The 25,359-nt window shown below is 39.4% G+C and carries 24 protein-coding genes, 1 other RNA gene and 1 pseudogene; 12 read left to right on the top strand and 14 right to left on the bottom strand.

What is annotated here, in order from left to right; all coding sequences use genetic code 11:
* Window positions 1-10: 10 nt before the first annotated feature.
* Window positions 11-805, bottom strand: a complete 795-nt coding sequence (locus H3299_RS09165) for a thymidylate synthase (RefSeq protein WP_182417375.1) — start codon at window positions 803-805, stop codon at window positions 11-13.
* Window positions 806-972: 167 nt separating this feature from the next.
* Here H3299_RS09165 and H3299_RS09160 point away from each other — a divergent pair, with 167 nt between their 5' ends.
* The 7 genes from H3299_RS09160 (at window position 973) to H3299_RS09130 (ending at window position 6,528) form a co-directional block, all read left to right on the top strand.
* Window positions 973-1,779, top strand: coding sequence for an NADAR family protein (locus H3299_RS09160; protein WP_182417374.1), 807 nt, complete (start codon window positions 973-975; stop codon window positions 1,777-1,779).
* A gap of 50 nt (window positions 1,780-1,829) precedes the next feature.
* Window positions 1,830-2,200, top strand: a transfer-messenger RNA (tmRNA) gene (gene ssrA, locus H3299_RS09155).
* Between the two features lie 390 nt (window positions 2,201-2,590).
* On the top strand, window positions 2,591-3,151 hold the full coding sequence (locus H3299_RS09150; RefSeq protein WP_182417373.1) for an SspB family protein: 561 nt from the start codon (window positions 2,591-2,593) through the stop codon (window positions 3,149-3,151).
* 57 nt (window positions 3,152-3,208) lie between these two features.
* Entirely contained in the window at window positions 3,209-3,400 is a 192-nt protein-coding gene (locus H3299_RS09145; protein ID WP_182419723.1) for a DUF4169 family protein, read from the top strand.
* A 37-nt stretch (window positions 3,401-3,437) separates the two neighbouring features.
* Window positions 3,438-3,758, top strand: a complete 321-nt coding sequence (locus H3299_RS09140; protein WP_182417372.1) for a ribbon-helix-helix domain-containing protein — start codon at window positions 3,438-3,440, stop codon at window positions 3,756-3,758.
* A 156-nt stretch (window positions 3,759-3,914) separates the two neighbouring features.
* Window positions 3,915-5,021: a serine/threonine protein kinase gene (locus H3299_RS09135; RefSeq protein WP_182417371.1), complete on the top strand. Its 1,107-nt coding sequence runs from the start codon at window positions 3,915-3,917 to the stop codon at window positions 5,019-5,021.
* Between the two features lie 277 nt (window positions 5,022-5,298).
* Window positions 5,299-6,528, top strand: a complete 1,230-nt coding sequence (locus H3299_RS09130; RefSeq protein ID WP_182417370.1) for a cytochrome b/b6 domain-containing protein — start codon at window positions 5,299-5,301, stop codon at window positions 6,526-6,528.
* A 75-nt stretch (window positions 6,529-6,603) separates the two neighbouring features.
* Here H3299_RS09130 and H3299_RS09125 read toward each other — a convergent pair whose 3' ends face one another.
* A complete protein-coding gene (locus tag H3299_RS09125; protein ID WP_182417369.1) occupies window positions 6,604-7,623 on the bottom strand; it encodes a hypothetical protein in 1,020 nt (339 codons plus the stop codon).
* A gap of 172 nt (window positions 7,624-7,795) precedes the next feature.
* Window positions 7,796-8,671, bottom strand: a complete 876-nt coding sequence (locus tag H3299_RS09120) for a helix-turn-helix transcriptional regulator (RefSeq protein WP_182417368.1) — start codon at window positions 8,669-8,671, stop codon at window positions 7,796-7,798.
* A gap of 145 nt (window positions 8,672-8,816) precedes the next feature.
* Here H3299_RS09120 and H3299_RS09115 point away from each other — a divergent pair, with 145 nt between their 5' ends.
* Both H3299_RS09115 and H3299_RS09110 read left to right on the top strand, forming a co-directional pair.
* Window positions 8,817-11,018 carry a TonB-dependent siderophore receptor gene (locus H3299_RS09115; protein ID WP_182417367.1) on the top strand — a complete coding sequence of 734 codons (2,202 nt, stop codon included), beginning with the start codon at window positions 8,817-8,819 and terminating at the stop codon, window positions 11,016-11,018.
* A 5-nt stretch (window positions 11,019-11,023) separates the two neighbouring features.
* Window positions 11,024-12,604 carry an alpha/beta hydrolase-fold protein gene (locus tag H3299_RS09110; protein WP_182417366.1) on the top strand — a complete coding sequence of 527 codons (1,581 nt, stop codon included), beginning with the start codon at window positions 11,024-11,026 and terminating at the stop codon, window positions 12,602-12,604.
* A gap of 85 nt (window positions 12,605-12,689) precedes the next feature.
* On the opposite strand, the gene H3299_RS09105 is transcribed toward H3299_RS09110, so the two are convergent.
* The 3 genes and pseudogenes from H3299_RS09105 to H3299_RS09095 form a co-directional block, all read right to left on the bottom strand.
* Window positions 12,690-13,019: a DUF2262 domain-containing protein gene (locus tag H3299_RS09105; RefSeq protein WP_182417365.1), complete on the bottom strand. Its 330-nt coding sequence runs from the start codon at window positions 13,017-13,019 to the stop codon at window positions 12,690-12,692.
* Between the two features lie 354 nt (window positions 13,020-13,373).
* On the bottom strand, window positions 13,374-13,946 hold the full coding sequence (ilvN, locus tag H3299_RS09100; RefSeq protein WP_182417364.1) for an acetolactate synthase small subunit: 573 nt from the start codon (window positions 13,944-13,946) through the stop codon (window positions 13,374-13,376).
* Window positions 13,947-14,038: 92 nt separating this feature from the next.
* Window positions 14,039-15,836: pseudogene (locus tag H3299_RS09095) on the bottom strand (acetolactate synthase 3 large subunit).
* Window positions 15,837-16,336: 500 nt separating this feature from the next.
* On the opposite strand from H3299_RS09095, the gene H3299_RS09090 reads away from it, so the two are divergent.
* Window positions 16,337-16,684: a hypothetical protein gene (locus H3299_RS09090; RefSeq protein ID WP_182417363.1), complete on the top strand. Its 348-nt coding sequence runs from the start codon at window positions 16,337-16,339 to the stop codon at window positions 16,682-16,684.
* A gap of 108 nt (window positions 16,685-16,792) precedes the next feature.
* Here H3299_RS09090 and H3299_RS09085 read toward each other — a convergent pair whose 3' ends face one another.
* The 3 genes from H3299_RS09085 to miaA all read right to left on the bottom strand — a co-directional run bounded on the left by H3299_RS09085 (window position 16,793) and on the right by miaA (window position 18,403).
* Complete coding sequence (locus H3299_RS09085; protein ID WP_182417362.1) at window positions 16,793-17,116, bottom strand: hypothetical protein; 324 nt, start codon at window positions 17,114-17,116, stop codon at window positions 16,793-16,795.
* Window positions 17,117-17,196: 80 nt separating this feature from the next.
* Window positions 17,197-17,448 carry a hypothetical protein gene (locus H3299_RS09080; RefSeq protein ID WP_182417361.1) on the bottom strand — a complete coding sequence of 84 codons (252 nt, stop codon included), beginning with the start codon at window positions 17,446-17,448 and terminating at the stop codon, window positions 17,197-17,199.
* Window positions 17,449-17,458: 10 nt separating this feature from the next.
* On the bottom strand, window positions 17,459-18,403 hold the full coding sequence (miaA, locus tag H3299_RS09075) for a tRNA (adenosine(37)-N6)-dimethylallyltransferase MiaA (protein WP_246708055.1): 945 nt from the start codon (window positions 18,401-18,403) through the stop codon (window positions 17,459-17,461).
* On the opposite strand from miaA, the gene serB reads away from it, so the two are divergent.
* Together serB and H3299_RS09065 are read left to right on the top strand one after the other, a co-directional pair.
* Complete coding sequence (gene serB / locus H3299_RS09070; RefSeq protein WP_182417359.1) at window positions 18,402-19,301, top strand: phosphoserine phosphatase SerB; 900 nt, start codon at window positions 18,402-18,404, stop codon at window positions 19,299-19,301. The two genes, miaA and serB, sit on opposite strands and share 2 nt — an antisense overlap.
* Before the next feature lie 399 nt (window positions 19,302-19,700).
* The gene (locus tag H3299_RS09065) at window positions 19,701-19,988 is read left to right on the top strand and encodes a GNAT family N-acetyltransferase (protein ID WP_182417358.1); all 288 of its coding nucleotides are present in this window, start codon (window positions 19,701-19,703) and stop codon (window positions 19,986-19,988) included.
* A 169-nt stretch (window positions 19,989-20,157) separates the two neighbouring features.
* Here the strand turns inward: H3299_RS09065 and H3299_RS09060 are convergent, their stop codons facing one another.
* From H3299_RS09060 to H3299_RS09040, 5 genes are all read right to left on the bottom strand, one after another.
* Window positions 20,158-20,481, bottom strand: a complete 324-nt coding sequence (locus H3299_RS09060) for a metalloregulator ArsR/SmtB family transcription factor (RefSeq protein ID WP_182417357.1) — start codon at window positions 20,479-20,481, stop codon at window positions 20,158-20,160.
* A 383-nt stretch (window positions 20,482-20,864) separates the two neighbouring features.
* Complete coding sequence (locus H3299_RS09055) at window positions 20,865-21,896, bottom strand: glycine betaine/L-proline ABC transporter ATP-binding protein (RefSeq protein ID WP_182417356.1); 1,032 nt, start codon at window positions 21,894-21,896, stop codon at window positions 20,865-20,867.
* 31 nt (window positions 21,897-21,927) lie between these two features.
* A complete protein-coding gene (locus H3299_RS09050) occupies window positions 21,928-22,674 on the bottom strand; it encodes an ABC transporter permease (protein WP_371739842.1) in 747 nt (248 codons plus the stop codon).
* 652 nt (window positions 22,675-23,326) lie between these two features.
* On the bottom strand, window positions 23,327-24,280 hold the full coding sequence (locus H3299_RS09045) for a choline ABC transporter substrate-binding protein (RefSeq protein WP_182417355.1): 954 nt from the start codon (window positions 24,278-24,280) through the stop codon (window positions 23,327-23,329).
* Window positions 24,281-24,424: 144 nt separating this feature from the next.
* Complete coding sequence (locus tag H3299_RS09040) at window positions 24,425-25,291, bottom strand: LysR substrate-binding domain-containing protein (RefSeq protein ID WP_182417354.1); 867 nt, start codon at window positions 25,289-25,291, stop codon at window positions 24,425-24,427.
* Window positions 25,292-25,359 lie beyond the last annotated feature (68 nt).

Below are 25,359 nucleotides of genomic sequence, written 5' to 3'. Positions count from 1 at the left end.
TAATAACCTTTTAAACCGCAATTGGCGCCTTGATTGTTGGTTGGGCAATATAATCTTCCAACGTAAAATCTTCAAATTGGAAGGCAAATATATCATGGATATTTTTATTGATATGCATTTTTGGCAAAGCGGTTGGCGTGCGGCTTAATTGCTCTTTGGCTTGGTCAAAATGGTTGGAATAAAGATGGGCATCACCAAAACTATGGATAAATTCACCCAGTTGAAGTCCCGTTACCTGAGCGATCATCATGGTAAGCAAAGCATAGGACGCAATATTAAAGGGAACGCCAAGAAAAATATCGGCCGAGCGTTGGTAAAGCTGGCAAGAAAGACGGCCATTTGCGACATAAAATTGAAATAAGCAATGGCAAGGCGGCAAGGCCATTTCATCGACTAGGGCAGGGTTCCAAGCCGAAACAATTAACCGGCGAGAATCTGGATTGGTCTTGATCATATGGATAAGATTGCTAATCTGGTCTATATGGCGGCCATCGGGTGCTGGCCATGAACGCCATTGGTAGCCGTAAACCGGACCAAGATCACCATTTTCATCAGCCCATTCATCCCAAATAGAAACGCGGTTTTCTTTAAGCCACGCAATATTAGTGTCGCCTTTTAAAAACCATAAAAGCTCATAAATTATTGATCTTAAATGCAGCTTTTTGGTTGTAAGAAGAGGAAAGCCCTCATTCAAATCAAAACGCATTTGATAGCCAAAGACTGAGCGTGTACCCGTTCCGGTGCGGTCGGATTTATCCGTGCCAGTATCGATGACATGGGAAAGAAGATCAAGATAAGTCTGCATGAAATCATTTACTCTAATTTATAAGATTGCAAAACTTTATATATTCTCATACGATTCTGCTACCATCAGAATAGCTATCAGCTTAAAAAAAATAGTTGTATCGCATATAAATTATTATAAATTTGTCTTTTAAAATTTGGTGGGTTGAAGAAAAGATAGGAATAATTATGTCGCCATTTGTAAATCAACCGCCATGGCTACTCAAAAAAGGCATGGCTTTTGAGCAAGAGAGCTGCAAAGCAGAATTAGTTGAGTTTATTGGCTGGTTGAATTCTTTACCAATAGATCAGCGGCAAGCTTATGAAAAGCGTTTTTATCCGCCTTTGCCCTTGCGTAATATTTATCAACAAGGCGGCTCAAATCATGATGAGGATTATCTCATTCATAATGACTATAGGATTTTTAATTGGCAAAAATTTCGAAAATTTCATTTGACTGTTAAAACAATTGGTCAAAGTGCTAAAAAACAAAAGTTCTTATTCTTTTGGGGGCATCGCCCAGCCGCCAATGCACTTATAACCAAATCTTGTTTTAGCCAATGGTGGATTGATGAATTTACCATTAATGGTGAAAAATTTTGCTGCATGGAGCAATATATGATGGCGGCAAAAGCGCGGCTATTTGGTGATGAAGACATGCGACTATTGATTATGGCGAACAAAGATCCAAAATCAATTAAGGCTTTGGGGCGTGGTGTCCGTGGATTTGATGAGAGTGTTTGGGATAGGTTCAAATATTCGATTGTGAGCAATGGCAATTATTATAAGTTTTTGCAAAATAGGCCCTTATTGGATTTTATCCTTTCAACAAGCAGTCGTATTTTGGTGGAGGCAAGTCCCTATGATAAGGTTTGGGGTATAGGGCTTCAAGAAAGGGATGAAAATGTCGATAACCCTAAATTTTGGCGTGGTGAGAATTTGCTTGGTTTTGCTTTAACGCAAATACGCGAGGATTTAGCATCTGTTACCCAATAATTACGCTAGTATATACCTAAATTTGAGGACTTCAAAATAATTTTGTCTTTGGTCTTTTCTTTGCCTAAATTTTCTCTTATATAGAGATTGCCTCTATAAGGGGCTATGGTGATAAATGGGCTTTGTAATAAACCTATTGGACCCGGGGGCGGTACCCGGCGCCTCCACCATAAATCGGACAATTGGCATTTTGGTTGTTGTCCGCTTTATGATGGGGGCGAAATAGGATCGACAAGGGCGTAAAGATTGATCTTTCACTCGGCATTGTACCACCGTTATCGGGCTAAAGTAGTAGTTGCAAATGACAATTACGCGGAGGCACGTCTCGCTGCTTAATGCAGTGCGATAGCTTCAAATTAAGTCTTATGCCGTCGCAGGTATAAGCGGGGTTCGGAGGCACCTGGCAACAGAAGCCTTCACTTTCAAATTCTTCATTTTTAATATTAGATATTGTTTATCCATCAATATGCTTGATTTGATATAATTGCTTTTTGCGAGATAATGTCTAAAATGTATTGTCAATGACTTTAAACATGCTGATGGTAAGTAAACCTATTTATAGATGATTTAAAAATCTTCATTTTAATGATGGTTGCAAATTTATCCTTATTATTTGCTATAAACAACCCTTAAAAAGAGCTATAACTTAGTTAACCTCTAAATTTTAATCGGTACTTTTTAGTTGAAAGTTTGATTTTCTTCGGCTAACAAAAACGTGCGTTAAGATAATTTGTCGCTTTAAAAAGATTTTTAATTATGCAATGTTCTGTCTATATACTCGGCAGGAAAAGTTTTGAAAGAAGAGTCGCAAATGGCAACAGATCGTATCCATTATGAAGTGCTTGTGCAGGATGCATTACGCAATGTTATCCGCAGTGTACTGACCGAAGTGGCAAAATCTGGTTTGCCAGGTGAACACCATTTTTTCATTACCTTTTTAACCAATATGCCCGGCGTTGAAATTTCCAAGCGCTTGAAAGAGCGCTATCCCGAACAGATGACAATTGTTTTGCAAAATCAGTTTTGGGATTTAAAGGTCGATGATAAAGAGTTTAGCGTCACTTTATCTTTCGGCGATGTGCCAGAATATATAAAAATTCCTTTTATTGCTGTGCAGGGCTTTTATGATCCTGCGGCTGCATTTGAAGCCTCATTTGATCTTCCTGAATTGGTTATCTCTAGTCTTGATGATGATGAAGAGGAGGTGATGATTGAAAAGGAAGATGGCGTAACTGTTCCAGTTATCACTATTAAAGCACCTGAAAAGCCTGCGACTGAAACATTAGAAAAAGCTGAAAATAATATTGCCAGTGAAAGTAAGGAAAAGGCTTCAGCCGATGTTGTTTCGCTTGATTCTTTTCGTAAGAAATAATTAGTTTTGTGGTCATATAGAGTTTAATTGAGTTTTATCGCAGTTGGACAATTGGTTATGGGTGATATTGTTAATTTACGTCTTTTCAAAAAACAAAAAGAGCGTAAAAGTAAAGAACAATTAGCAGATGAAAACCGCCAAATTCATGGGCGAACGAAAATTGAAAAGAATTTTGATAAGCGTCACCATGAAAAGGCAGATCAATTCTTGGACAATAATCGCTTGCACCATGATGATAGTAAGAATTGAATTTTTATGTGAGGCGTAGATTACGTGAAAACTGCTTATGTTGCCAGATAATAAGAGGGCAGCCCAATCTGCTAGCCATAACCCAATTGATGCAAATTTTGATGAATGTATCAATTGGCAAGATGCGACTTTACGTAAAATATCGATAAACTTAGCTGGCCATTCAACCAGCTTTTCATTGGAAAATCCATTTTTAGATATTTTGAAGAGTGAGGCACGGTTAAGACAGATACCCTTTGCCCAATTGGTGCGCATAATTGATGATCAACGGCCAACCAATATCAACTTGTCATCGGCTTTACGGCTGGTAGCTTTGGCTATTTTAAAAAATCAATCCAATTATACAATAAATTTCTAGCTTTGTTTTAATGAATTTATGATTATAAAAACTTTATTGGTCTATATTATTTTCATTGTTTGCATTATAAGGCATCATTATGTCCTGTTTTACAAAATGGTGACAGCGAAAAAGTGCCGCAATATGATGAATCATTTGGTTGTTTGTTGAGTAGTTATGGAAGATTTTGAAGATAGTACCCGTCCAATTAATCCGCTTAAAGATGCAAGTTCGCTAAATGATTTCAATGTGACTGCTGTTTTAAAGCGCGATGTTTTTTCCGAAACACGGGTTGGCTATTTTACCGGTGATCCTGAAACACGTATTGTACGCCGTATTGTTACCGCTTCGCCATGGTGGTCACGACCTTTGGCATGGATTTTAGCAAAGCGTGAAATTAAGGCATTGCATAATATACGCGGTCTTACTGGTGTACCGCAGCTTATTGCAGTCGATAAGCATGGGCTTTACCGTTCTTGGAGTGAAGGTACACCCTTGCATCTTGCCCGCCCTGACACAAAGCATTTTTATAAAACTGGCCATAAAATATTACGCGATTTGCGCCGCATTGGCGTCACCCATAATGATCTAGCCAAACCGCAAAACTGGTTGATGACGCCAGAGGGTGATGCATCCTTAATTGATTTTCAATTAGCAAGCTTTCATAAGCGGCGCGGTGCGTTTTACCGTTATTTGGCCTATGAAGATTTTCGCCACCTTATCAAGCAAAAGCGCAGCTTTGCACCAGATTTGATGACACCTACCGAGTGGCGCATTTTGCGTAAACGGTCATGGCCTTCAGCCCTTTGGTTGGCAACGGGTAAAAAAGTTTATAATTTTGTGACAAAGGGCCTATTTAACTGGTCTGATGGTGAAGGCACTGGCGATCGCTTGCAATCGCAAGGGCCAGAAATTTGCGCAGTTTTAGCAGATAATCCTGACATTAAAGACGTGGCAATTTCGGTCTATTCATTGCCTGCAAAGGGCGTTGGTCTTTATGTCTTTGCCGAAACTGATAATCTTGACGAAAAGCAAATCCGCAATCTTTTAAAAGGCCAAAAGGTTGAGGCAGTGCAGCCAGTTACAACGTTACCGCGCAGTGAAACTGGCGAAATTCGTGATGATGTATTGCGCTTAATTGCGATGAATGAATTGGGCGAGTTGGATGACATGCTTATTCGTGAGCCGCAATTGCGTGATATTATTCAACCCATTGTAGATGAACGTAAAAACTTCACCGATCGGCGCGTTTATGAATTTGAAAAAGAGCGCAGTGAAGGCTAGATTTTTATTGTCTACCTCAAATATTTTACAAAAAAGCGTTATGAAAGAATGCCGCTTGTGAATAACAGTGGCATGGCACCATTTATTAAGACAAGCCTTTTTATTGTACATTTAATTGCTGACTATTTTCGGTTTTTTTAGAAATAATATAAGCTATGTTGACATATTGTTCACAAAAAACGCACTTATTATTCGTTTGAAATAGGGTATATCCTAATTTTAATAACCACAATTAATCTGTGGCTTTTTAAAATTGCATCTATAGGATATTTTGACCATGTCAAATCACTCGCAAACTAAGCTTTTAGGCTATAGCACTGGCGCTATGATATTGCATTGGCTTATCGCTGCGCTTATTTTACTAAATATTGCGGGTGGTTTCTTAATGGTACGTCTTGGCGGTATTTCAGATAGTACACGCTTTTATGTTTTCCAATGGCATAAAACTCTAGGTCTTTTAGTATTATTTTTAACCCTTGCTCGTATTGCATGGCGGTTGATGAATAAGCCGCCTAAAAAAGGCCCAATGTTAAAAATTGAAGCATTGGCAGCAAGTGCAGTTAGTATTTTTTTCTATGGGCTAATGCTTGCAGTGCCGCTTTTAGGGTGGGTTGTTGTTTCTACAACCACAGTACGCATTCCAACATTCCTATTTTTAAGCCCATCTTTACCTTGGCCAAACCTGCCATTTATGCGGAATGAAGCTTTTTCCCACCTTGCATTAAATGCCCATATGCTGCTTGCCTATGCCTTTGTTCTTTTGTTGTTTTTACATGTTGCAGGTGCAGTAAAGCATTCCCTTATTGACCGTCAAGCGGAGTTTTCACGTATGTTGCCCACCAAGCGTCTTGCGCATTTAAAAGCTAAAGCATTTAGCTGGCCTGTTATGTTGTTGGTTGTTATTGTGCCTGCATTAATTGGCGTTATCATTGCACAACGTCAAACCATTAATCAGTTGGAAAATCAAAGCGCTGCTTCAAGCGCCGCACCAATTGCTAGTCAATCAAATGCTGGTAATTGGGTAATCAATATGGATAAATCAACACTTGGCTATAGTCTTGATTTTTCCGGCACAGCGAAACAAGGTAAGGTTGGCAACTGGCATGCTGATGTAACATTTGCACCCGACCAACTCGAAAACGCCAAGGCCGAAATCGTTCTTGCTGCAAGTTCAATTAGTTATGAAGATTCTTTTGTGTCGGGTAGTATTGCGGATCCTGATGGGCTTGACCCAACGAAATATCCCGAAATTCGTGTTTTACTTGATAAATTTAGTGCCGATGGGGAAAATTTCCTTGGCAAAGGTACAATTACTATTCGTGGTGTGAGCCAGCCAATTGAAGTACCATTTAGTTTCACTAATAATAATGGCATTGCCAAAGTTTCAGGAAGTGCCAAGATTGAACGCCTATTATTTGGAATTGGTGCGCAAAATGATGGTGATGGTTCTTGGCTAGGTAAAGTGATTAATGTTAACTTTTCGCTAGAAGCTGAAGAAAAGAAATAATCTAAAATTAAGAATTAAAAATATGTGCCCCTTATTTTGTGAGGGGCATTTTTTTAAAAATATATGAAAATAAGGCTAATGATAGCTTATTGTCAGATCATAGGCCTTTGGTTCCCAGCGCGTATTATAGGGCTTGTTTAGTAATGAGCAAACAATTTGCCCAAGCGTCATGTCAAGATGGGTCATAGCGGCTTTAGCACCGCTGTCTAAGCGATTGCTGTCTTCTACAAATTGTTTAAATGCATGTTTATGCTTTGCAAGATGATAAACGAGCATGCGCCCCAAATCGTAAGCAAGTTCTGCTTTAGTGGAATGACTATAGGTGTCACCAGACCAAAAATTTTGAATAGTTTGGTGGTCCCAATAGGCTATATGCTTTTCATAAAGTTCAACAAGATATTCAGCCGGTGGCGCGTTTTTTGCAATAACGCGCTCAACATTAACCGCAAGCCCTTCATCAAGCCACAGTGGTAATTCAAGGTGCGCTAAGTGGTAATGGGTCATTTCGTGAATAATGGTTGGTTCAGCTAAAGTTAATTGCGTTTCATTGGTAACAAAATGCGGTAGCACTGATTTTATAAAGACGCCGGCACTTAAAATTGTTTGTCCTTTGCCACTATTATATTTGCCAGTATAGTCGTAATACTGTTCCCCTTCATTGATCATAATTGCTAGTAGATCGCCAAAGGCTGCTGTAAGGCCCGGTAAGGCTTTTAAAACACGCTCTCGCCCACTTTTTAAAAAGTCCATAGTTAGCTTTATGATACGCTCATTTTGACTGGAGAGTAAAAAGACTTCATCGCTTTGATAAAGCTTATAATCAATGCCCAAACTATCGCGCAAATGCAGCAACCAAAAAATTGTCAATTGGCGGTTGAAATCTTGCAGTTCAGCTTGATTAAGCAAATCCTGCATATGAATGATGGATTGCTCTTTAAGTAGAGGATAATTATCCCGAAATGTTAAAATATTTAACGCTTCTGTTTTGATATCTTTATCGAATATGAAGATATTGGGTGCAGATTGATCAATGATTTTTAATGTATTTTTCTGCGTTAAAGCCTTTTTATTAAATAATTTTTTTAAAAAATTCATAAGAGTTCCCGCAATATCAATTGAAATTAATACTAAACAATAAAATGATAGATGTTTATTTACTATTACGCTCATTAAGTTATTTAATTTTTTGTATTGCTGCAAAACAAAAGTCAATTTAAATTTAAAAAATAGCAATTCCAAGTTGCATAATTCCTGAACTATTTTATAGTTAAGATTTGTGATATTTAGGGCTTACACCAAATTCTTTACGAAAGGCCGTGGTAAAACTTGCTGGGCTATCATAGCCAGTAAGATAGGCGGCCTGCGATACTGCAATGCCGCGGGTCTCTAGTAGAATTCGTGCTTTTTCCAGTCGCTCTTTACGAATAAAGTCAAAAATCGTCACATGATAATGGGCTTTAAAAGAGCGCTGCAGGCTTGATATATTCGCCGCCATAGCCTTTGATATTTCGTTCATGGTTAAGCAATCGGTCAAATGTATAAGCAAAAAATCACGGGTCTTTTCTGCCAAGGCTTGGTCGCGCTTGTTGATAGGTTTTATACCATTTTGGCTATTTTTACTGGTAACAAAATGAGTGCACGCTTCATAAATTATATCCATACCAAGGGTATTATTGCGCAAATTCATCAATTCACTATTCACGCATTGAGTTGGCGTAATAATTTGCTCGGCGGCGGCGATAATCCTATTATTAGGCGCAAAAGAAAAATGATTAAGGTGGCCTTGTAAAAAATCTGTAATCAAAGACATATCAGGCGAATTTTTGTCAAAAACAGTTTCAACCCAAGGTAAAGGCGCAGAGATCAAAACTTTTTTTAATGGAATTTGGCTATCATTAAAAAAGCGAATTTGACTAAACTGTGCAATATTTATCATAAAGGTAATTGGTGAATTATTTTTAATATTGCCAGCATCAATGCAAAATAATTGCCCATCGATTTCAAATTTTTGGCTTCCTGTAAAGAAAACCATTATCATGAATTTCGGCCAAATTTCGTGGTAATTTTCGTCCGAACTGCACGATGTAACGCCATTAAGGCTACCTACAAAAATATGCTGTGGCACTTTTTTTACAAAATTCATGAGCTAATGCCGTTATTGAATAATTATTTGCCGCCTGCGAACAATAATATTTGGGTGACGGTGTAAACTTTACGCTTATACTTGATAAAGTCAATCAAGTTTGATCAAGTTTCTGATAAGGTCAGAAAATAGATCGGGGTAAAAGATGAAACAAAATATAAATCGCGTCAAAAATCTTCGGCATATGTCAGCCTTAGTGGTCGCTCTAGCAATAAGCTGTAGTTTTGCGGCAATATCAAAAGCACAAGAAAATTTGGAAAATAATCAAGCGCTTGATACAATTGTTATTAATAACGAAAGCGATGATGGTGTTAAAACCTATGTGGCGCGCCAAAGCACGTCGGCCATGAAGACCGATACGCCGATTAGTAAAACGCCACAAACTATCAACATTGTGACAAATCAACAAATGCAAGATCAAGCGGTGCAATCGGTTGCTGAAGCATTAAGATATTCCCCCGGCGTTTTTGCCGAATATCGTGGCGCATCTAATCTGCGCGATGAAGTTTTTGTGCGCGGTTTTTCATATGTGCCAATTTATCTTGATGGGCTATTATTATCGGGGGATTCTTCCTATGCGCAAATAAATCCATATTTACTTGAAAGAGTGGAGTTAATTTCGGGGCCTAGTTCCGTTTTATACGGGCAAACCAATCCCGGTGGTCTCGTTAATGCTATATCCAAAAAACCAACCGATATGCCTTTACGTGAAATGGAATTATCCATTGGCAATCGCGACGCTTATGGATTGTCGTTTGACCTTAGCGATAAGGTTACTAAGGATAGTCATTTTTCTTATCGCTTAGTTGGCACGGGGTTTACAACAGATTTACAGGAGCAATTTGCCCGAAAAAAAGGCTTTGCAATAGCACCTTCACTTCGCTGGGAACCAAATGCCCAAACGACCTTAACAATCTTATCTGGCTACCAATATGAACCTAAAGCAGGTTTTCGAAACTTTTTAGAAGCTGCCGGTACTGTAAAGCCGATTAATGGCTATGGTTATGTGCCGCGTAATTTTTTTGTATCTGATCCTAGTTTTGAACGTTTTAAAAGGCAGCAAGCATGGGTAGGTAATGAATTTGAACATGAGTTCAATGATATATTTACTGTCCGCCAAAAAATTCGCTACCATGAAATTAAAATGGACCAAAACCTATTGGTTTGGGGTTCATTAATGAATGATCCACAAACAGGATTAAATACACTCATATCAAGGGTCGCCTCGTCTGGCCGCGACGAGTGGAAGCAATTTGCGGGTGATAATCAACTTCAAGCAAAATTCAATACAGGTGATTTTGAGCATATAATTTTGGCTGGCATTGATAGCCGCTATCGTAAGCGCAGTTACGTTTGGCAACGTAATCGCAATGTACCTTCCATCTCATTAACTGACCCAATTTATGGTGACTATGACTTTAATAATATTGATATGCCTTTGAGCAGTTTTGAGCACCTATCAGCACGCCAAACAGGAATTTATTTACAAGACCAAAGCGCCTTTGGACGCCTTAATTTCATGGGTGGTATGCGCTATGACTGGGCTAATACCAATATTGATGATTACTTAAATGACAAAAACTATCGCTATAAAGACAAAGCTTTCACATGGCGTTTAGGCGCACTTTATGCCTTTGACAATGGTATTTCGCCTTATGTTAGTTATTCGACCTCATTTGAACCATCATTGACCACTCCTAAAGCTGGGCAGGCTGCTTTTGATCCTGTCGATGCTAGACAAATTGAGGTTGGAATAAAATATGTGCCAGATAGCTTACCACTAGCCCTGACAGCTGCTTATTATGATTTAACCCAAAAAAATATTGTTCAAGGCTCGTGGAATTCGCAATTAGCTGAAACTCTTTATCAACAAATTGGTAAAGTTCACAATAAGGGTTTTGAATTATCAGCGCGGGGTGAGGTTACGCAAAATTTCGCGCTTATTGGTTCATATTCCTATGTTAAGTCAACTATTGAAGAAACAATTACAGCAAGCGAACTTGACAAAACACCATCACGCATACCGCAGCATCAAGCAAGCCTATGGGCAAATTATGATTTCAATAAAACAAAATTGCAGGGTTTAAAACTTGGCGGTGGATTGCGCTATATTGGTAAAAGCTGGGGAGATAATCAAAACACCTTTGAGGTTGATTCAACTTTACTGGTTGATGCAATGATTTCCTTCGATTTTGGCGAAATAAAACCGGAATTACAAGGGCTGTCTTTGCAAATAAATGGTAAAAATCTTAGCAATAAAAAATATATTGCATCATGCGCCAATAATTTTGCATGCTTTTATGGCGATGGCAGAACAATTACCGCTAGCCTTAAAAAGACATGGTAAATGCTATGATGTTTAAAGCTATTACATTACCTTTGTTATCAGCAATTTTGGTCTTATCCCTACCGGTTTTAGTGCATTGCCAAGACTTGCTTTTGCAAGAATATTTAAAAAAGGGCGAAAGTTGTATTTTAACTTTATCAGCTCAAAATGGTGATTACGTTATTTTAGAAGTTGGAAGCAAACAAGGCCGCTTTGAGCTTAATATTATTGATGATCATCATAATATTTTGCGCCAACTTGCCAGTGCGCAAAGCGGATCTATATCACGGCGCTTTATTTTAGATAAGGCAACTAAGCTTGAACTATCTATTTTAGATGAGGGAGATTTTTCAGCCACGGCACGATTTTTAGCGCCGCAGCCAAAGGCAGTTTTACCAAGTGACAGCGAGACCTATTTAAGTCCTTTAATTAAAAATTTGGCAAAATCTGCCGATGAAAACAACAATGTTTTGCAATTTTGGCAGCAGCAGAAGCATAAAGGAACACCGCTTATTGAAAAAGGGAAAGGCGATAGATTTATTTTGACCTTTCTTTATTATGGTGCCAAAAATAATGTTCGCTTATTCGGTGCCCCCTCTGGCGATCATGAGGATTTATTGCGCCTTGGCCAAAGTGATCTTTGGTATAAAAGTTTTGAAGTGCCAAGCGATACGCGCTTAACCTACCAGCTTGCTGCTGATGTTCCTTATATTGAAAGTGATGCGCGTGAACAACGCATGGCGATTATTGCAACTGCTAAGGCTGATCCTTATAATCTGCGGCACTTTCCTGCACGCGCGATTGATGCCTATAGTCAAGAATCTATCATTGAATTGCCGAGTGCCGAAACCCAACCCTTTATTCATGAACAAGGGGCAAAAAAAGGGAAAATTACCAATTATAATTTTAAAAGCAATATCTTAAAAAATGAACGCATTATTAGTATTTACCAATCGCCCAATGTCGATAAAAATAGTAAGCCATTATTATTATATGTTTTTGATGGTCGTGAATATCAAACCAAAGTAGACCTTCCGCAAATTTTAGATAATATGATTGCACAAAAAGCAATTGCCCCGATCATTGCGGTATTTATAGAAAACCCTGATCGGGAAACGCGAGCAATTGAATTGCCTGCTAACCCAGATTTTGCCGATTTTATGGCTAAAGAATTATCACCTTTTATCCATGAAAAAACTGGCTTTACAATAAAGCCATCTCATACGGTTTTGGCAGGCTCAAGTTATGGCGGGTTGGCGGCTCTGTCGGCAGCGCTACGTTATCCGCAATTATTTGGCAATGTTATAAGCATGTCAGGTTCTTATTGGTGGCATCCAAAGGATGCTCCGCTTAAGGATAATGAATATATAGCGAGCCAAATTTCGAAAAATCCTAAACCTCATATTAAGGTGTTTTTATCCGCGGGCCTATTTGAAGGGGGACATAGCGGAGGCACTGCATCCATACTCGATGCAAACCGCCATTTGCGTCATGTCTTAACGGCAAAAAATATTGAAAATTTTTATCGCGAATATGCAGGCGGGCATGATTATATTGTTTGGCAAGGGGCTATTTCAGATGGGCTTATTGCCTTATTTACCAAATAAAATCATGATGATTTAAGTTTCCAACAAAAGTAGCGGCCAATGGATCATTGACCGCGGCTTGAAATATTGCTTACGAATAAAAATTTTAAACGATATCGGCATCCATAAAGTCATTTTCAATATCACCGCTTACCAATATGCCATGATCGGTGAACATTTCATTTTTACAATTGAACCAGAAAACAAACTCATCAGGTTCATTAATACAAATCTGGGTTATAATGAGTGTTTCGACAAAAGATTTTTGATCGATAATTAACGGTATACTATTGGCTTCATTGCCTTCTTCTTTGGCCAATTCTGCTGCCTGTTGTGCCCATTGATTGGTAAGCTCTAATAATTTGCTACAGGCAAAAATCTTTGCTTCTTCTATCTTTGTGGATTGGGGATCTGCAAGACTATGCAATTTTTCCAAAAATCCACGAGAAGGAATACTTAAACCATAGCCATATTTCCCGTTTGCTCGACAAGTTTCCAAACATTCAAGGCTTTCATCATATTTAAAAGTTCAAAAATATGAGGCAGTAAAATCTCTTTTATCTTCAACATCAAGCATCACTTTTCCCCTTATAAAACTTTAAAACCTCACCCATATAGATATTGCACTTGAAAGCCTGAAAGAGAGGTGTGTCATTATTTATCATCATTCGTCTTGTTCATTTGATTTTTTAAAAATCAAATGCGCTCACTATAAAAAAAGAGTGTTCATTGATCTTATCAAAAAACACTCCTTTAATATTTATGTCAATCTTAGGCTATTTAAGCAAAACTACATGCCTTGCACGCCGCGATTCATCGCAACAATACCTGTGCGGCAAATTTCAATAAGCCCCAATGGGCGCATGATTGAAATAAATTGGTCAATTTTTGATGATTTTCCGGTAATTTCAAAAATAAAATGATCAACGGTGGCATCAACGACTTTGGCATGAAACGCATCGGCAAGGCGCAAGGCCTCAACGCGGTCAACACCTTTGCCAGACACCTTAACAAGGGCAAGCTCGCGCTCGATCGGTGCATCTTGACGCAATTCCTTAGCGCGCTCCTCAAGGTCGATTACGCGGTGAACGGGCACGATGCGTTCTAATTGATGGCGAATTTGGTCAATAACATGCGGTGTTGCGCGTGTTACCACCGTGATGCGCGATAGGTGTTGCTCTTGCTCGGTTTCAGAAACGGTAAGGCTCTCAATATTATAACCACGACCGGAAAATAGGCCGATGACACGCGCAAGAACTCCGGGCTCATTATCAACCAAAACCGCTAATGTGTGCTTTTCCAAGGGATCATTATCAGCCTCGATGAAATAAGCTGAACCGAATTTAAGACTTTGGGTATTCATGGTCTTATTCTTTCTAGCAAATGCTATAAATAGGTTTTGAAAAACAGTGTTGGCGCCAAATTGATCAGCGCCAAGGCTTTTGTGTTTCAATATTAGACGAGTGCGCGTCCTTCGCTATCAATGGCGTTGGCTACAGCTTCATCGGTTGCTTCATCTGGCAAGAGCATATCATTATGCGCGCGCCCTGATGGTATCATCGGGAAACAATTTTCAAGCGCAACCACATTACAATTGAAGATAACCGGACCATCAGTCTCGATCATTTCAATGATTTTATCATCAAGTTCGCTTGGTTTGCTGCATTCAATGCCCTTTGCGCCATAGGCTTCAGCTAGTTTCACAAAATCTGGCATAGCCTCAGTATAGGAGTTGGAAAGGCGGTTGCCATGCAATAATTGCTGCCATTGGCGCACCATGCCCATATAATGATTGTTCAAAATAAATACTTTTACTGCGGCATTATGTTGGATAGCGGTACTTAATTCTTGAATGTTCATCTGGATAGATGCGTCACCTGCAATACACATAACCAAATCATCAGGATGGGCAATTTGCACACCAATTGCCGCAGGAAAACCATAGCCCATGGTGCCAAGCCCACCTGAAGTCATCCAATGCTTTGGCTTGTCAAAACCAAAATATTGCGCTGCCCACATTTGATGTTGACCAACTTCAGTGGTGATATAGGGGGTGCGCTCCTTGGTAAGCTCATAAAGGCGCTCAATCGCATATTGCGGCATGATGACATCGCGGTTTTCGCGATAGGCAAGTGAATTGCGGCGGCGCCATTTGTTAATTTCTTGCCACCATTGTGCGCGTGATTGTGCATCGGGTTTTGGTTGAACTGCGCGATAGCGGCGCATCAAATCTTCCAATACGCGGGCAACATCACCAATGATTGGCACATCAACACGGATATTTTTGTTAATAGATGACGCATCAATATCAATATGGATAATACGGGCATTGGGCGCAAAAGCGTCAACCCGGCCGGTGATACGGTCATCAAAACGCGCACCAATCGCTACCATAACATCACAATCATGCATGGTCATATTCGCTTCGTAAGTGCCATGCATACCAAGCATGCCAAGCCAATTTTTACCAGTTGCCGGATAAGAGCCAAGCCCCATCAAGGTTGACGTGATAGGAAAATCACCAAATTCCACCATTTCGCGCAATAGGCGAATCGCATCGGGCCCAGAATTCACAACGCCGCCGCCTGAATAGATTACAGGCCTCTTTGCTTCTGCAAGAAGCTGAACCGCATATTCAATGGCAGTAGCATCGCCATCAAGCACGGGCTGATAGCTAGTGCGCGGCATAGATGTTGGTGCTGTGTAAATACCTGTTGCAAATTGAATATCTTTTGGCACATCAATAAGTACAGGTCCGGGGGCGGCCAGTGCGGGCAATGTGAAATGCCTCATGGATTGTTTTTGCAAGATCATTTACATTTTTCACCAACCAATTATGCTTGGTGCAAGGACGCGTAATGCCAACGGTATCGGCTTCTTGAAAACCGTCTGTGCCAATTAAAGTTGGCACCTGACCTGAAATACAAACAAGGGGAATAGAATCCATTAAAGCATCTTGTAGTGGTGTGACGGCGTTAGTTGCTCCAGGACCCGATGTTACCAGCATGACACCGACTTTACCTGTTGAGCGCGCATAGCCTTCCGCAGCATGTCCTGCTGCTTGTTCGTGGCGAACCAAAATATGTTGGAATGTTTCCTGCTGGAAAATTTCATCATAAATTGGAAGTACAGCACCGCCCGGATAACCGAAAATATGTTCGACACCTTGATCAATAAGCGCCTGAACTACGATTTCCGCCCCTGACATTTCCTGCCCATCTCTTGTCTTTTTCGGTTTTTGGTCGTTTATCATTGCTGTTACTCGTTTTTTGCTGATATTAAAAATAAAAAAGGCCCCCTTGTGGGAGCCTGGTTTTGCGCATGGGAGGCTTGTGCCGGGTGGTTACACCACCAGCTCCATGCGCATCCACACCACAAGAATAATAAGAAACTTTTTCATGAAAATAACATATTCGCGTAATTTCCATTCGTCAATAACTATTTTTATGTAATTTTATTATTTGAATAAATCTATTTGGTTAAAAATATTTTGTGATTAAGCTGAAGATAAAACAATCATAGGATGAGCATTTTTATTAGTTTTTACACGGATATTTCAGCGAAAAAGCTAGCTACATTGCTCAAATACCAACTACTTTCACCAGTTCGAAGAAAAAGCATTCATATTGTCTTTTTAAGGCCGCATATTTCGTTCATAGTTGTTATGGTTTACAACAAGATGATTGTGCAAAAGACTATGGGCTACCAATAACCACTATCATCAAGGCAAACAACAGATAAGGGGTAATTATAATGTGTAAATATATTATATTTATATGTGTTGCATTGGGGCTAATTGGTTGCTCACGAGCCTATTTCCAACCGCCTCCATCAAATGCAGAATATTATAAAAAACCGGGTTACGATGTACCACAAACGCGTGCTGAATTGGAAAAATGCGGCCAGAATAGGAAGCTATTAGCTCATCCTACACCACTTGCCATAATGGTTAACGAATCGACTAGAGTACGGTTTTGTATGGAAGACAAAGGTTTTATTGAGCCAGATGGTTTTACTGCAGTCAAGGCCTGTTGGCGTTATTATCAGGAAACATTAAAAATAAAATTGCCCGTTTGTATTGCTCGTGGTGTATTTAAATAGATTTGAGTTATCAAAGCTGCAAGGATACAATGCCTCTAAACAGTTAGGTAAATATGCTGTTTGGGGGCATTATGTGCCAATATTAGAAAATGAATTCTGATAATTGGTTCATTTTAAATCATCTAAATATCCCCACATGCAATCTAAACCGTGTTTATAATTATACAGTCTTGTAATACGGTTATGCTCGTCCACATAGGCGCGAAATTCGCAATATGCCATTCCACCTCTTTCATAAACAACTGGTCGCAAGTAATAAAATTTTTCGCCATTGCGATCAGTTTTAAAAGAACCAAACCCCGTTATTTTTTGTAAATTTTCAATAGGTTGTCCGCGCCATTTATCTTGAATTTCAGGCGGAAAAGAAGAACGGAATATTCCACAACCAGCTAAAAGCACTAATATAGAAATGAACCCAATTATATGACGCATAAAATTACTCTCTGTTCATAATATATTTAAATCTTATATAGCAAAATATTTTACATCAAAGGTTTATTTTTAAAAATATTTTACCCTTTTACTAAATAGGTAAGTAAAGCTTTCAAAGTTTGGGGGGTACCATAAGCCATAATTCCTTCATAGGTCTCAAGCTCTATTTTAATTTCTTGATTATCAATACAAAATAGCCATGTCTCAATTTCTTGAGATCCCGCAAGCGCCCAATCATGTTTTACAAGAGTAGCATTTTTATCATGCAAATATCGTTTGATTTTTAATATTAATGCTTTATCGGTTTCACTGCCAAGATTGATTGCATCCATAATTAGCGCTTTAACTACCCATCAGATTTTTTAAAGAAATAAAAGCTTTGTCGCTACTTTCAAAATGCTGCCAATCCTCTTTAAATTGATTGCGAAACCATGTCATTTGGCGTTTGGCATATTGGTAGGTTTCAATTTTTGCCCGTTCAACCGCTTCATTCAATGGGGCTTTGCCACTTAAAAAATTAGAAAACTCACGCACGCCAATAGCCTTCATCGCTGGCATTGAGGGCGCAAGGTCAAGAGCTAAAAGCGCCTTGACTTCGTCCAATGCGCCGAATTTTACCATCTGATCAAGGCGCAGGCTGATGCGGCTTTTATTGCTTTGGCGTTCGGGTGCCAAGACAATTTTAATCGCATTTTCAGCATTGATTAAGGGCTGTGTCTTTTGTGCCTGCCACCAAGTTATAGATTTTTGGGTTGCCTCAACGATTTCTAAAGCCCTTGCAATGCGTTGTCCGTCATTTGGATTAAGGCGCTCTGCGGTTATTGGGTCCTCCCTACTTAAAACTTCATGTAAAGTTGGAGCGCCTTTTTCAAGTAAAGCATTACGCCATTTTTCACGAATATGATTTGGTATTTCTGGCATTTGTGCAACGCCGCCGATTAGCGCGCGAAAATAAAGACCTGTACCACCTACAAAAATGAGCGTTTTGTTGGCGATTTGATTATCGTATAAAAGTTGTTGAACATTTTCTAACCAGTGGCCAGTAGAAAAAAATAGCTTAGGGGAAACATGTCCATAAAGATGATGAGGTGCTTGCGCGAGTTCGCGAGGCGAGGGGCGTGCGGTTAAAAGATTTAAAACATCATAAATCTGCATGGAATCTGTGTTAATGATGACACCATCATAGGCTAAAGCTAGATCAATTGCTAATTGTGACTTGCCGCTGGCTGTCGGACCGGCTATCAAAATAACATTGTTTTTTTGCGTGTTCGCGGAGTTCTGATCCATGCCTAATAGTGAACCTCTTATTGCTACGCTCATTGCCAATCCGGTTGATCCAGTTTTAACACCTGCATTGGCTGAAAAAGCCTCACAAAGTGTTAATGCAAGTGCTATTTATTGGCTTGCTGATAATATTGCTCTTGATATGCCATTAAAGCAAGGCATATCGCAAGAGGAAGCCTATCAAACTTTACTGGAAAGTCTTGATGGGGAGCCAATCGATGTAGTTGTGCAAAAAGTAGAAAAGCGCCGCAAGAAATTGTTACTTGCTGATATGGATTCTACCATGATTGAGCAAGAATGTATTGACGAGCTTGCAGAGGAAGCAGGGCTTCGCGATCATGTTTCCGACATTACAAAACGTGCAATGAATGGTGAGATTGCTTTTGAACCCGCATTACGCGAGCGTGTAGCTTTATTAAAAGGTTTACCGCTTACAATCATTGACAAAGTTATTAATGAGCGCATTAGCCTCATGGCAGGTGGTCGCGAACTCATACAAACAATGCGGGCAAATGGTGCTTATACTGCTTTGGTATCGGGTGGCTTTACGTTGTTTACTTCTGTCATTGGCGAAAAAATCGGCTTTAATGAGCATAATTCTAATGAATTATTGCATGATGGCGAAAATCTCACTGGTATTGTACAAGAACCGATTTTAGGCAAACAAGCAAAACTTGATAAATTATTAGAAATCTGTAACCGCTTGAGTATTACCCCGCTTGAAGCAATGGCAGTCGGTGATGGCGCTAATGATCTTGCTATGTTGCAAGCCGCAGGCTCTGGCGTTGCACTACATGCAAAACCCGTTGTTGCAGAAGCTGCTTCCATGCGAATTGACTATAGCGACCTTACTGCACTTTTATATATTCAAGGTTATCGCAAGGCAGATTTTAAAGGTTAATTATTTTTGAAAAATAGAGCGCGGTAAAATGCGCTCTTACGCTAATTTGGAGTAGTTAAACATTAGCTGCTTTTTTCACCACATAGAGTGTAGAAAATCAATCTCATCAATATTTTGCATTTCGATAAAGATATAGAATAATAGAAAGATAAGATAAATGGAGACAGCTCGCTTGATTATTCGTAATTAGCAGGATGCTGATTTTTTAGCCTTTTATCGCTTAAATAATGATTCAAATGTCATGGTTTTTTTCCCAAAGCGGTTAGATGAGCACGAAGCATTTGAAAAATTTTACCAAATACGCGAAAATAATGAAAAACTAGTTTTTTGATCTATGCCTTAAAAGACAAGGCATTTGGTAGACTTATTGACCTATATGGATTGCAAGAGGTGCACTTAATGTCAATAATACCAGCTGGAAAAATTGAAATATCATGGCCTATTTTGCCTGAATTTCAGCGCCGAGGCTTTGCTTTTGAGGCAGCCCAACATATCATGAATGATGGCTTTCAGCGTCTTGCTGTCGATGAGATTGTTGCTTTTACTGCTGCTGTCAATTTGCCTTCACTTGGGTTAATGCAAAAATTGGGCATGCGTGAATTATTAGAAAAGCACTTTAGTCATCCCAAGGTTCCTGATTGCCATGCCCATTTAAAGCCTCATCGCATTTTTGCGATCCATAAATGATATTGGCTTTGAATTGTCTTAACTTTGAGGAAAATGAAGGATAGATATTGTTGTAATGAGTATATGTGCAGGCAAATAATATTGCCCAACAAAAAGATGCTGGGCAATATTGTTATCGTTTACACACGGATAAACGGTCATCTTAAAAAATATATTTTTGCTTGAAAAATTAATTTTTAACAGATGGTTTGCGTGCAAACATTGTTTCCAATGTCGTTAATACTGGTGTGATCATTGGTGATGCAACTGAGTAATAAATTGTTTGCGCATCACGTCGTGTTGTAACGAGTTTGAGTGCACGCAATTTAGCTAGATGCTGCGAAAGCGCAGACTGACTTAAGTCCACTTTTTCGGCAAGCATTCCAACAGAAAGCTCCGCATCTGATAATTCGCACAATATTTGTAGTCGTTTTTCATTGGCCATTGCCGTCAAAAGGCCGCTGGCCTTATCCGTGTTCAAAACCAAATTTTTAAATGCAAGTTTGTTTGTCATTCAGTTATCCATCAAGCAGAATGTTTCAATGAATGGCTATGCACAAGCATAGACATCCCATCAAGATAACTAGCCCCCAATTCAGATGACTAAAACAAGTGAATTGATAATAAAGGCTTATGTACTAAAAAGCACACCCCACCGCTAGCCAATTTTAATTAATGTTTTTTAAAATAGCCTTTATTATAAGCTATTCCTATTGCCCCGATAAAAAACATTAACTAATCTTATTGATATTTAATTCGTGTATTATTGTCAAATGAAGTTTATCAATTACCGACATCTATTTTATTTTTTTTGCGTAAAAAGGCATTCTTATTTAATAGGTGCTAAAATTTAAACTTAAAATATGGGTTTTTTTCTAAGTATAGTCATAAAATACATTAACGCCGAGAAAGATGCGTGAGGATTTCCCTGTTGGAAACACTACCGATGATTTGACCTTTTTCAACGATTCCAATCTCTCCTGGGCTTCTTGCTAAAGCATTGATAAGCTCGCTAAGAGGGGTTGTCGCTTTAGCCATGGCCGAGACACGAACACGTGCTGTTTCACGGTTGAAGGGAAGCATGATGTCGCGTGCTGTTAAAAATGTCAAAGGGTTAATATGTTGAACAAATTCAGCAACATGACTATCAATTGGTGATAAGACAATTTCCTGTGGAGTGCCATATTGGACAATGCGAGCATCACGCATAATGGCAATGCGGGTGCCAATGCGCATCGCTTCATTTAGGTCGTGGCTGACAAAGATAATCGCTTTATTTAAGCGCTTTTGAATTTCTTTTAACTGGTCTTGCAAGTGAGTGCGAATAAGCGGATCAAGAGCTGAAAATGGCTCGTCCATTAAAAGAATCGGTGCGCCTGTGGAAAAAGCTCGCGCAAGACCAACTCTTTGCTGCATTCCGCCTGAAAGGGCACTAATGGGGTGGTCGGCCCATTCTTCAAGACCGACGAGAGCAAGTTGTTCTTTTACAATTTCTGCGCGGGTGAGTCTTGGAGTTTTAGCTATTTCCAAGCCAAGTCCTACATTTTCTGCAACGCTTCGCCATGGTAGCAAAGCAAATTGTTGAAATACCATAGATACAAGCTTGGTGCGTAAAAACTGTAGTTCACGCTTTTTTAATTTTGCAACATCATAAGCATTATTCTCATCTTCAATAATGACTTGGCCGCGCGCCGGAGCGATAAGCCCGTTTATTGTTCGCAAAAGGGTGGATTTTCCAGAGCCTGAAAGCCCCATTAAAACCAAAATTTCACCTTGCTCAATGGCAAGGTTACAATTGTGAACGCCTAATATGCCTTTGGTTGCTGTTTCAACCTCGCCTCTATTAGCGCCTTCATCGGCTAAAGCTAAAGCTTGCTGTCTATTTTTGCCAAAAACTACTGACACATTGTCGATTATAACGCGGGTCATTTAAATTTACCTTTCAATGCGCTTTTTATGGTCAGCGTGTTTTGCCGGGGCGGAACATGCGGTCAAGGAGAACGGCAATAACTACAATCATTAGGCCTGCTTCAAAGCCAAGGGATAGATTGGCCGTGCTAAGGGCACGGACAACCTTGACGCCAATGCCGCCTCCACCAACAAAAGCTGCAATCACCACCATGGATAATGCCAACATAATTGTTTGGGTCATTGCTGCACGTATTTGTGGTAGAGCTGATGGAAGCTCAACTTTCCATAATAATTGCCAAGGGCTTGCACCAAAGGCACGGCCAGCTTCAAGCAATATATGGGGAGTGGTTCTAATGCCAATCTCAGTAAGACGGATGGGGGCAGGTATAACAAAGATAATTGTTGCAATCATACCTGGTACCATGCCGATACCAAAAAACATTAAAGCCGGTATAAGATAAACCAACGAAGGTATAGTTTGCATCAGATCAAGAATAGGCTGGATAAACCGATAAAAATGCCGGTGGTGGGCCGCATAAATGCCGATTGAGACGCCAATAAACATGCAAATAAGACAAGACCAAAAAACGATTGAAAGTGTTTCCATCGTATCTTGCCAATAACCTTGATTAATAATGAATAGTAAAGCAACAACAACGAGAACAACCACGCTAATACGTTCTTGCATAAACCATCCCAATAAGGCGAAAATCAAAATAAGTGTAGCCTCTGGTGGCCAAAAATCCATATTGACCAATCTTGTAATAATTGTAAGAGCAAGAACAACTGCGCCCAATAATAGGCGAGGTAGCTGCTTTGATAAATTGCGGCTAGTTATAAGGTAAAAAACGAGCGTGATGCCAAAGCCAGCAATAAGAATGGTATTATAAAGGGGGGTAAAAAAACTATCAATAATTGCAAGGGCTATTAAGCCAGTTAAAAGCAAAATTCTATAACGCCAAGTTTTTTCCATTACCCACGCAAAAAGCATTATAAATAAGAGCAGCAATGGCGGAGCCATTAAAAATTCCAATGTCCATTGCAATACTGCATCAAGGCTAGTGCTAAAATAATCAAGAGGAAAGCTAAAGCTATCTTTAAGCCAAGTAAATAGCCACTCGCAATAATCACCTATCTGTATTTTTATAGCAAAAATATTTTGTAGCCATGTGAAAACCATTTCAAAAAAACCAAAAATTGGGTTTTTTTCCGCATTAGAATAGTCCAATGGTATCTCCATTTCTACACATAGGCAATCTCCCGTGAATGTCATAAACTATCCACGGGATTTAACGTAAATTATATCGAGGCTTATATACCGCAAATTTTGTTTTTTAAAACCATAACCAACATAATAGTTAATTGGCGATTAAAACATGCTGATAATGCTTTTATGTTAAGAATATCTCAATAACCTTAAATATACCAATTTTGACTTATTGGTTGCTTTATTTGCTAATGGCGTCTTTTACCAATGGAAGGCTTTCTTTGCCATCAAATGTAGTAACTCCTTCAAGCCATTGGTCGAGAACGTTGGGGTTGTTTTTTAACCAACTTGCTGCCGCGAGTTCTGGCTTTATGTGTTTTTCCAAAATGTCGCCCATAATTTCGTTTTCCATGGCAAGCGAAAATTCTAGATTGTTCAATAATTGGCCAACATTAGGGCATTCATTGGTATAATTCTTGCGAACATTGGTACTAACTGTCGCGCCGCCAAAATCTGGTCCAAAATACTCGTCGCCGCCATTTAAATAGGCAATGTCAAAGCGAGTATTCATTGGATGGGGTTCCCAAGCTAAAAAAATGATCGCTTTCTTTTTAGCAATGTCGCCTTGCACTTTTGATAGCATGGCTTGTTCAGATGATTCAATAATTTTAAATCGGTCAAGCCCATAGGCATGTTTTTCCAACATAGAAATAATAATGCGATTGCCATCATTGCCAGGTTCGATACCGTAAATTGCGTAATTCACGTCTTTGCCAAATCTTGCAATATCTTCAAAGCTTTTTAAGCCGGCATCGTAAGCATATTGTGGTACTGCAAGGGTGTATTTTGCACCAGTTAGGTTCACCCTTACGGTTTCCACGCTACCTTTATCAGCATAAGGCTTTAAATCTGCCGCCATTGATGGAGACCAATAGCCCAAGAATACATCGATATCACCGCGTGAGAGTGCTGCATAAGTTATAGGAACAGACAAAAATGTTGTTTTGGTTTCATAGCCAAGTTTTTGTAAAATATGTGATGTTACCGCCGTTGTCGCAGAAATATCGGTCCAGCCTGGTTCAGCAAAGCGAACAGTCTTACAGGCTTGCGGATCATTGGCAAGAGCGGATGAAATCAATGCAGGCGTGGTTAAGCAGCAAGTGAGTGCAATGCCAAATATTTTAAGTAAATTCATGGGCTGGGAGTTCCTGTTTTGTGAATTTTAGCAAGCTTTACAAGTTTCGGATGGTAAAAGAATTACAAACGAAAAAGACTTTATCACGAAAAGCTTTCTATTCCTATCTATGAAAATAGCTATGATTAATTCAATTTATCGCGGCTATTGCGAGATTATCCAGTCTTTCACCTTTTCAATAATACGTCTTTTGGTACTATGTTTAAGGTAAACAATATAAAAAGCTTTTTCCATCAGTAATTGATGGTTAAATGCAAGAGCCAGCCGGCCGGCATCTAAATCTTGTTTTATAAAGCCAAAGCTAGTTAACACAATTCCTTGTCCAGCAAGGGCCGCGTCTATCGCAAGCGATGTTTGGTTAAAATGCAAATTACGCCTTATATTCGGGCGCGGTGCATCAAAAAACGTATCAATAAATTGTGGCCATGCGTCATGAATGTCATGCAATAATTGATATTGCACAAAGTTATCCTTCACTTGAGGATCGCCAATCTTAGTCAATAAAATTGGGCTCGCCGCTGCAACCAAACTATGATCGAGAAATTTTACCGCATTTAATTCTTTGCTAAAAGGCGGCGCACTATAACGTAAAGCAATATCTACATTATCCGTTGCAAGATTGGATAATCTATCGGTTGCAAGAATAATAAGGTCGATATCAGGATGGGCTTTTGTAAAATCTGGTAGGCGCGGCAATAGCCATTTAGATGCAAATGTCGGGGTGACGCTTAATGTTAGCTGCATAGGCTGTGGTTTTATATTTTCAGTTGCTTCGCTAATTTGCGAAAAAATAGCATGCATTTTTTCGGCATAAATTGTGCCGGCACTTGTTAGTGCAAGCCCGCGCGGCAAGCGATCAAATAGATGAATACCGATTTCTTTTTCAAGCGCACGCACTTTTTGGGCAACTGCACCTTGAGTTACCGATAATTCTTCAGCCGCGAGCCGAAAATTGAGATGACGCGCCGATACTTCAAAGGCACGAAGACCGTTAAGTGAGGGAATTTTCATGCTGTCCAATAGAAAATCTACAGTCGATAAGAGTTAATATGATTTGTTAGGCTTTGTTTATCGAGTTA

The sequence above is a fragment of the Bartonella sp. HY038 genome (assembly GCF_014117425.1).
Lineage (GTDB): Bacteria > Pseudomonadota > Alphaproteobacteria > Rhizobiales > Rhizobiaceae > HY038.
The sequence above is the reverse complement of the archived record's forward strand: the minus strand, read 5'-3'. Positions and strand labels throughout refer to the sequence as shown.

Bases quoted from the DNA above. Each gene is read 5' to 3' on its own strand.
- H3299_RS09165 (WP_182417375.1), bottom strand. From the start codon at position 805: ATGCAGACTTATCTTGATCTTCTTTCCCATGTCATCGATACTGGCACG.
- H3299_RS09160 (WP_182417374.1), top strand. From the start codon at position 973: ATGTCGCCATTTGTAAATCAACCGCCATGGCTACTCAAAAAAGGCATG.
- H3299_RS09150 (WP_182417373.1), top strand. From the start codon at position 2,591: ATGGCAACAGATCGTATCCATTATGAAGTGCTTGTGCAGGATGCATTA.
- H3299_RS09145 (WP_182419723.1), top strand. From the start codon at position 3,209: ATGGGTGATATTGTTAATTTACGTCTTTTCAAAAAACAAAAAGAGCGT.
- H3299_RS09140 (WP_182417372.1), top strand. From the start codon at position 3,438: ATGTTGCCAGATAATAAGAGGGCAGCCCAATCTGCTAGCCATAACCCA.
- H3299_RS09135 (WP_182417371.1), top strand. From the start codon at position 3,915: ATGGAAGATTTTGAAGATAGTACCCGTCCAATTAATCCGCTTAAAGAT.
- H3299_RS09130 (WP_182417370.1), top strand. From the start codon at position 5,299: ATGTCAAATCACTCGCAAACTAAGCTTTTAGGCTATAGCACTGGCGCT.
- H3299_RS09125 (WP_182417369.1), bottom strand. From the start codon at position 7,623: ATGAATTTTTTAAAAAAATTATTTAATAAAAAGGCTTTAACGCAGAAA.
- H3299_RS09120 (WP_182417368.1), bottom strand. From the start codon at position 8,671: ATGAATTTTGTAAAAAAAGTGCCACAGCATATTTTTGTAGGTAGCCTT.
- H3299_RS09115 (WP_182417367.1), top strand. From the start codon at position 8,817: ATGAAACAAAATATAAATCGCGTCAAAAATCTTCGGCATATGTCAGCC.
- H3299_RS09110 (WP_182417366.1), top strand. From the start codon at position 11,024: ATGATGTTTAAAGCTATTACATTACCTTTGTTATCAGCAATTTTGGTC.
- ilvN (WP_182417364.1), bottom strand. From the start codon at position 13,946: ATGAATACCCAAAGTCTTAAATTCGGTTCAGCTTATTTCATCGAGGCT.
- H3299_RS09090 (WP_182417363.1), top strand. From the start codon at position 16,337: ATGTGTAAATATATTATATTTATATGTGTTGCATTGGGGCTAATTGGT.
- H3299_RS09085 (WP_182417362.1), bottom strand. From the start codon at position 17,116: ATGCGTCATATAATTGGGTTCATTTCTATATTAGTGCTTTTAGCTGGT.
- H3299_RS09080 (WP_182417361.1), bottom strand. From the start codon at position 17,448: ATGGATGCAATCAATCTTGGCAGTGAAACCGATAAAGCATTAATATTA.
- serB (WP_182417359.1), top strand. From the start codon at position 18,402: ATGCCTAATAGTGAACCTCTTATTGCTACGCTCATTGCCAATCCGGTT.
- miaA (WP_246708055.1), bottom strand. From the start codon at position 18,403: ATGGATCAGAACTCCGCGAACACGCAAAAAAACAATGTTATTTTGATA.
- H3299_RS09065 (WP_182417358.1), top strand. From the start codon at position 19,701: ATGTCAATAATACCAGCTGGAAAAATTGAAATATCATGGCCTATTTTG.
- H3299_RS09060 (WP_182417357.1), bottom strand. From the start codon at position 20,481: ATGACAAACAAACTTGCATTTAAAAATTTGGTTTTGAACACGGATAAG.
- H3299_RS09055 (WP_182417356.1), bottom strand. From the start codon at position 21,896: ATGACCCGCGTTATAATCGACAATGTGTCAGTAGTTTTTGGCAAAAAT.
- H3299_RS09045 (WP_182417355.1), bottom strand. From the start codon at position 24,280: ATGAATTTACTTAAAATATTTGGCATTGCACTCACTTGCTGCTTAACC.
- H3299_RS09040 (WP_182417354.1), bottom strand. From the start codon at position 25,291: ATGAAAATTCCCTCACTTAACGGTCTTCGTGCCTTTGAAGTATCGGCG.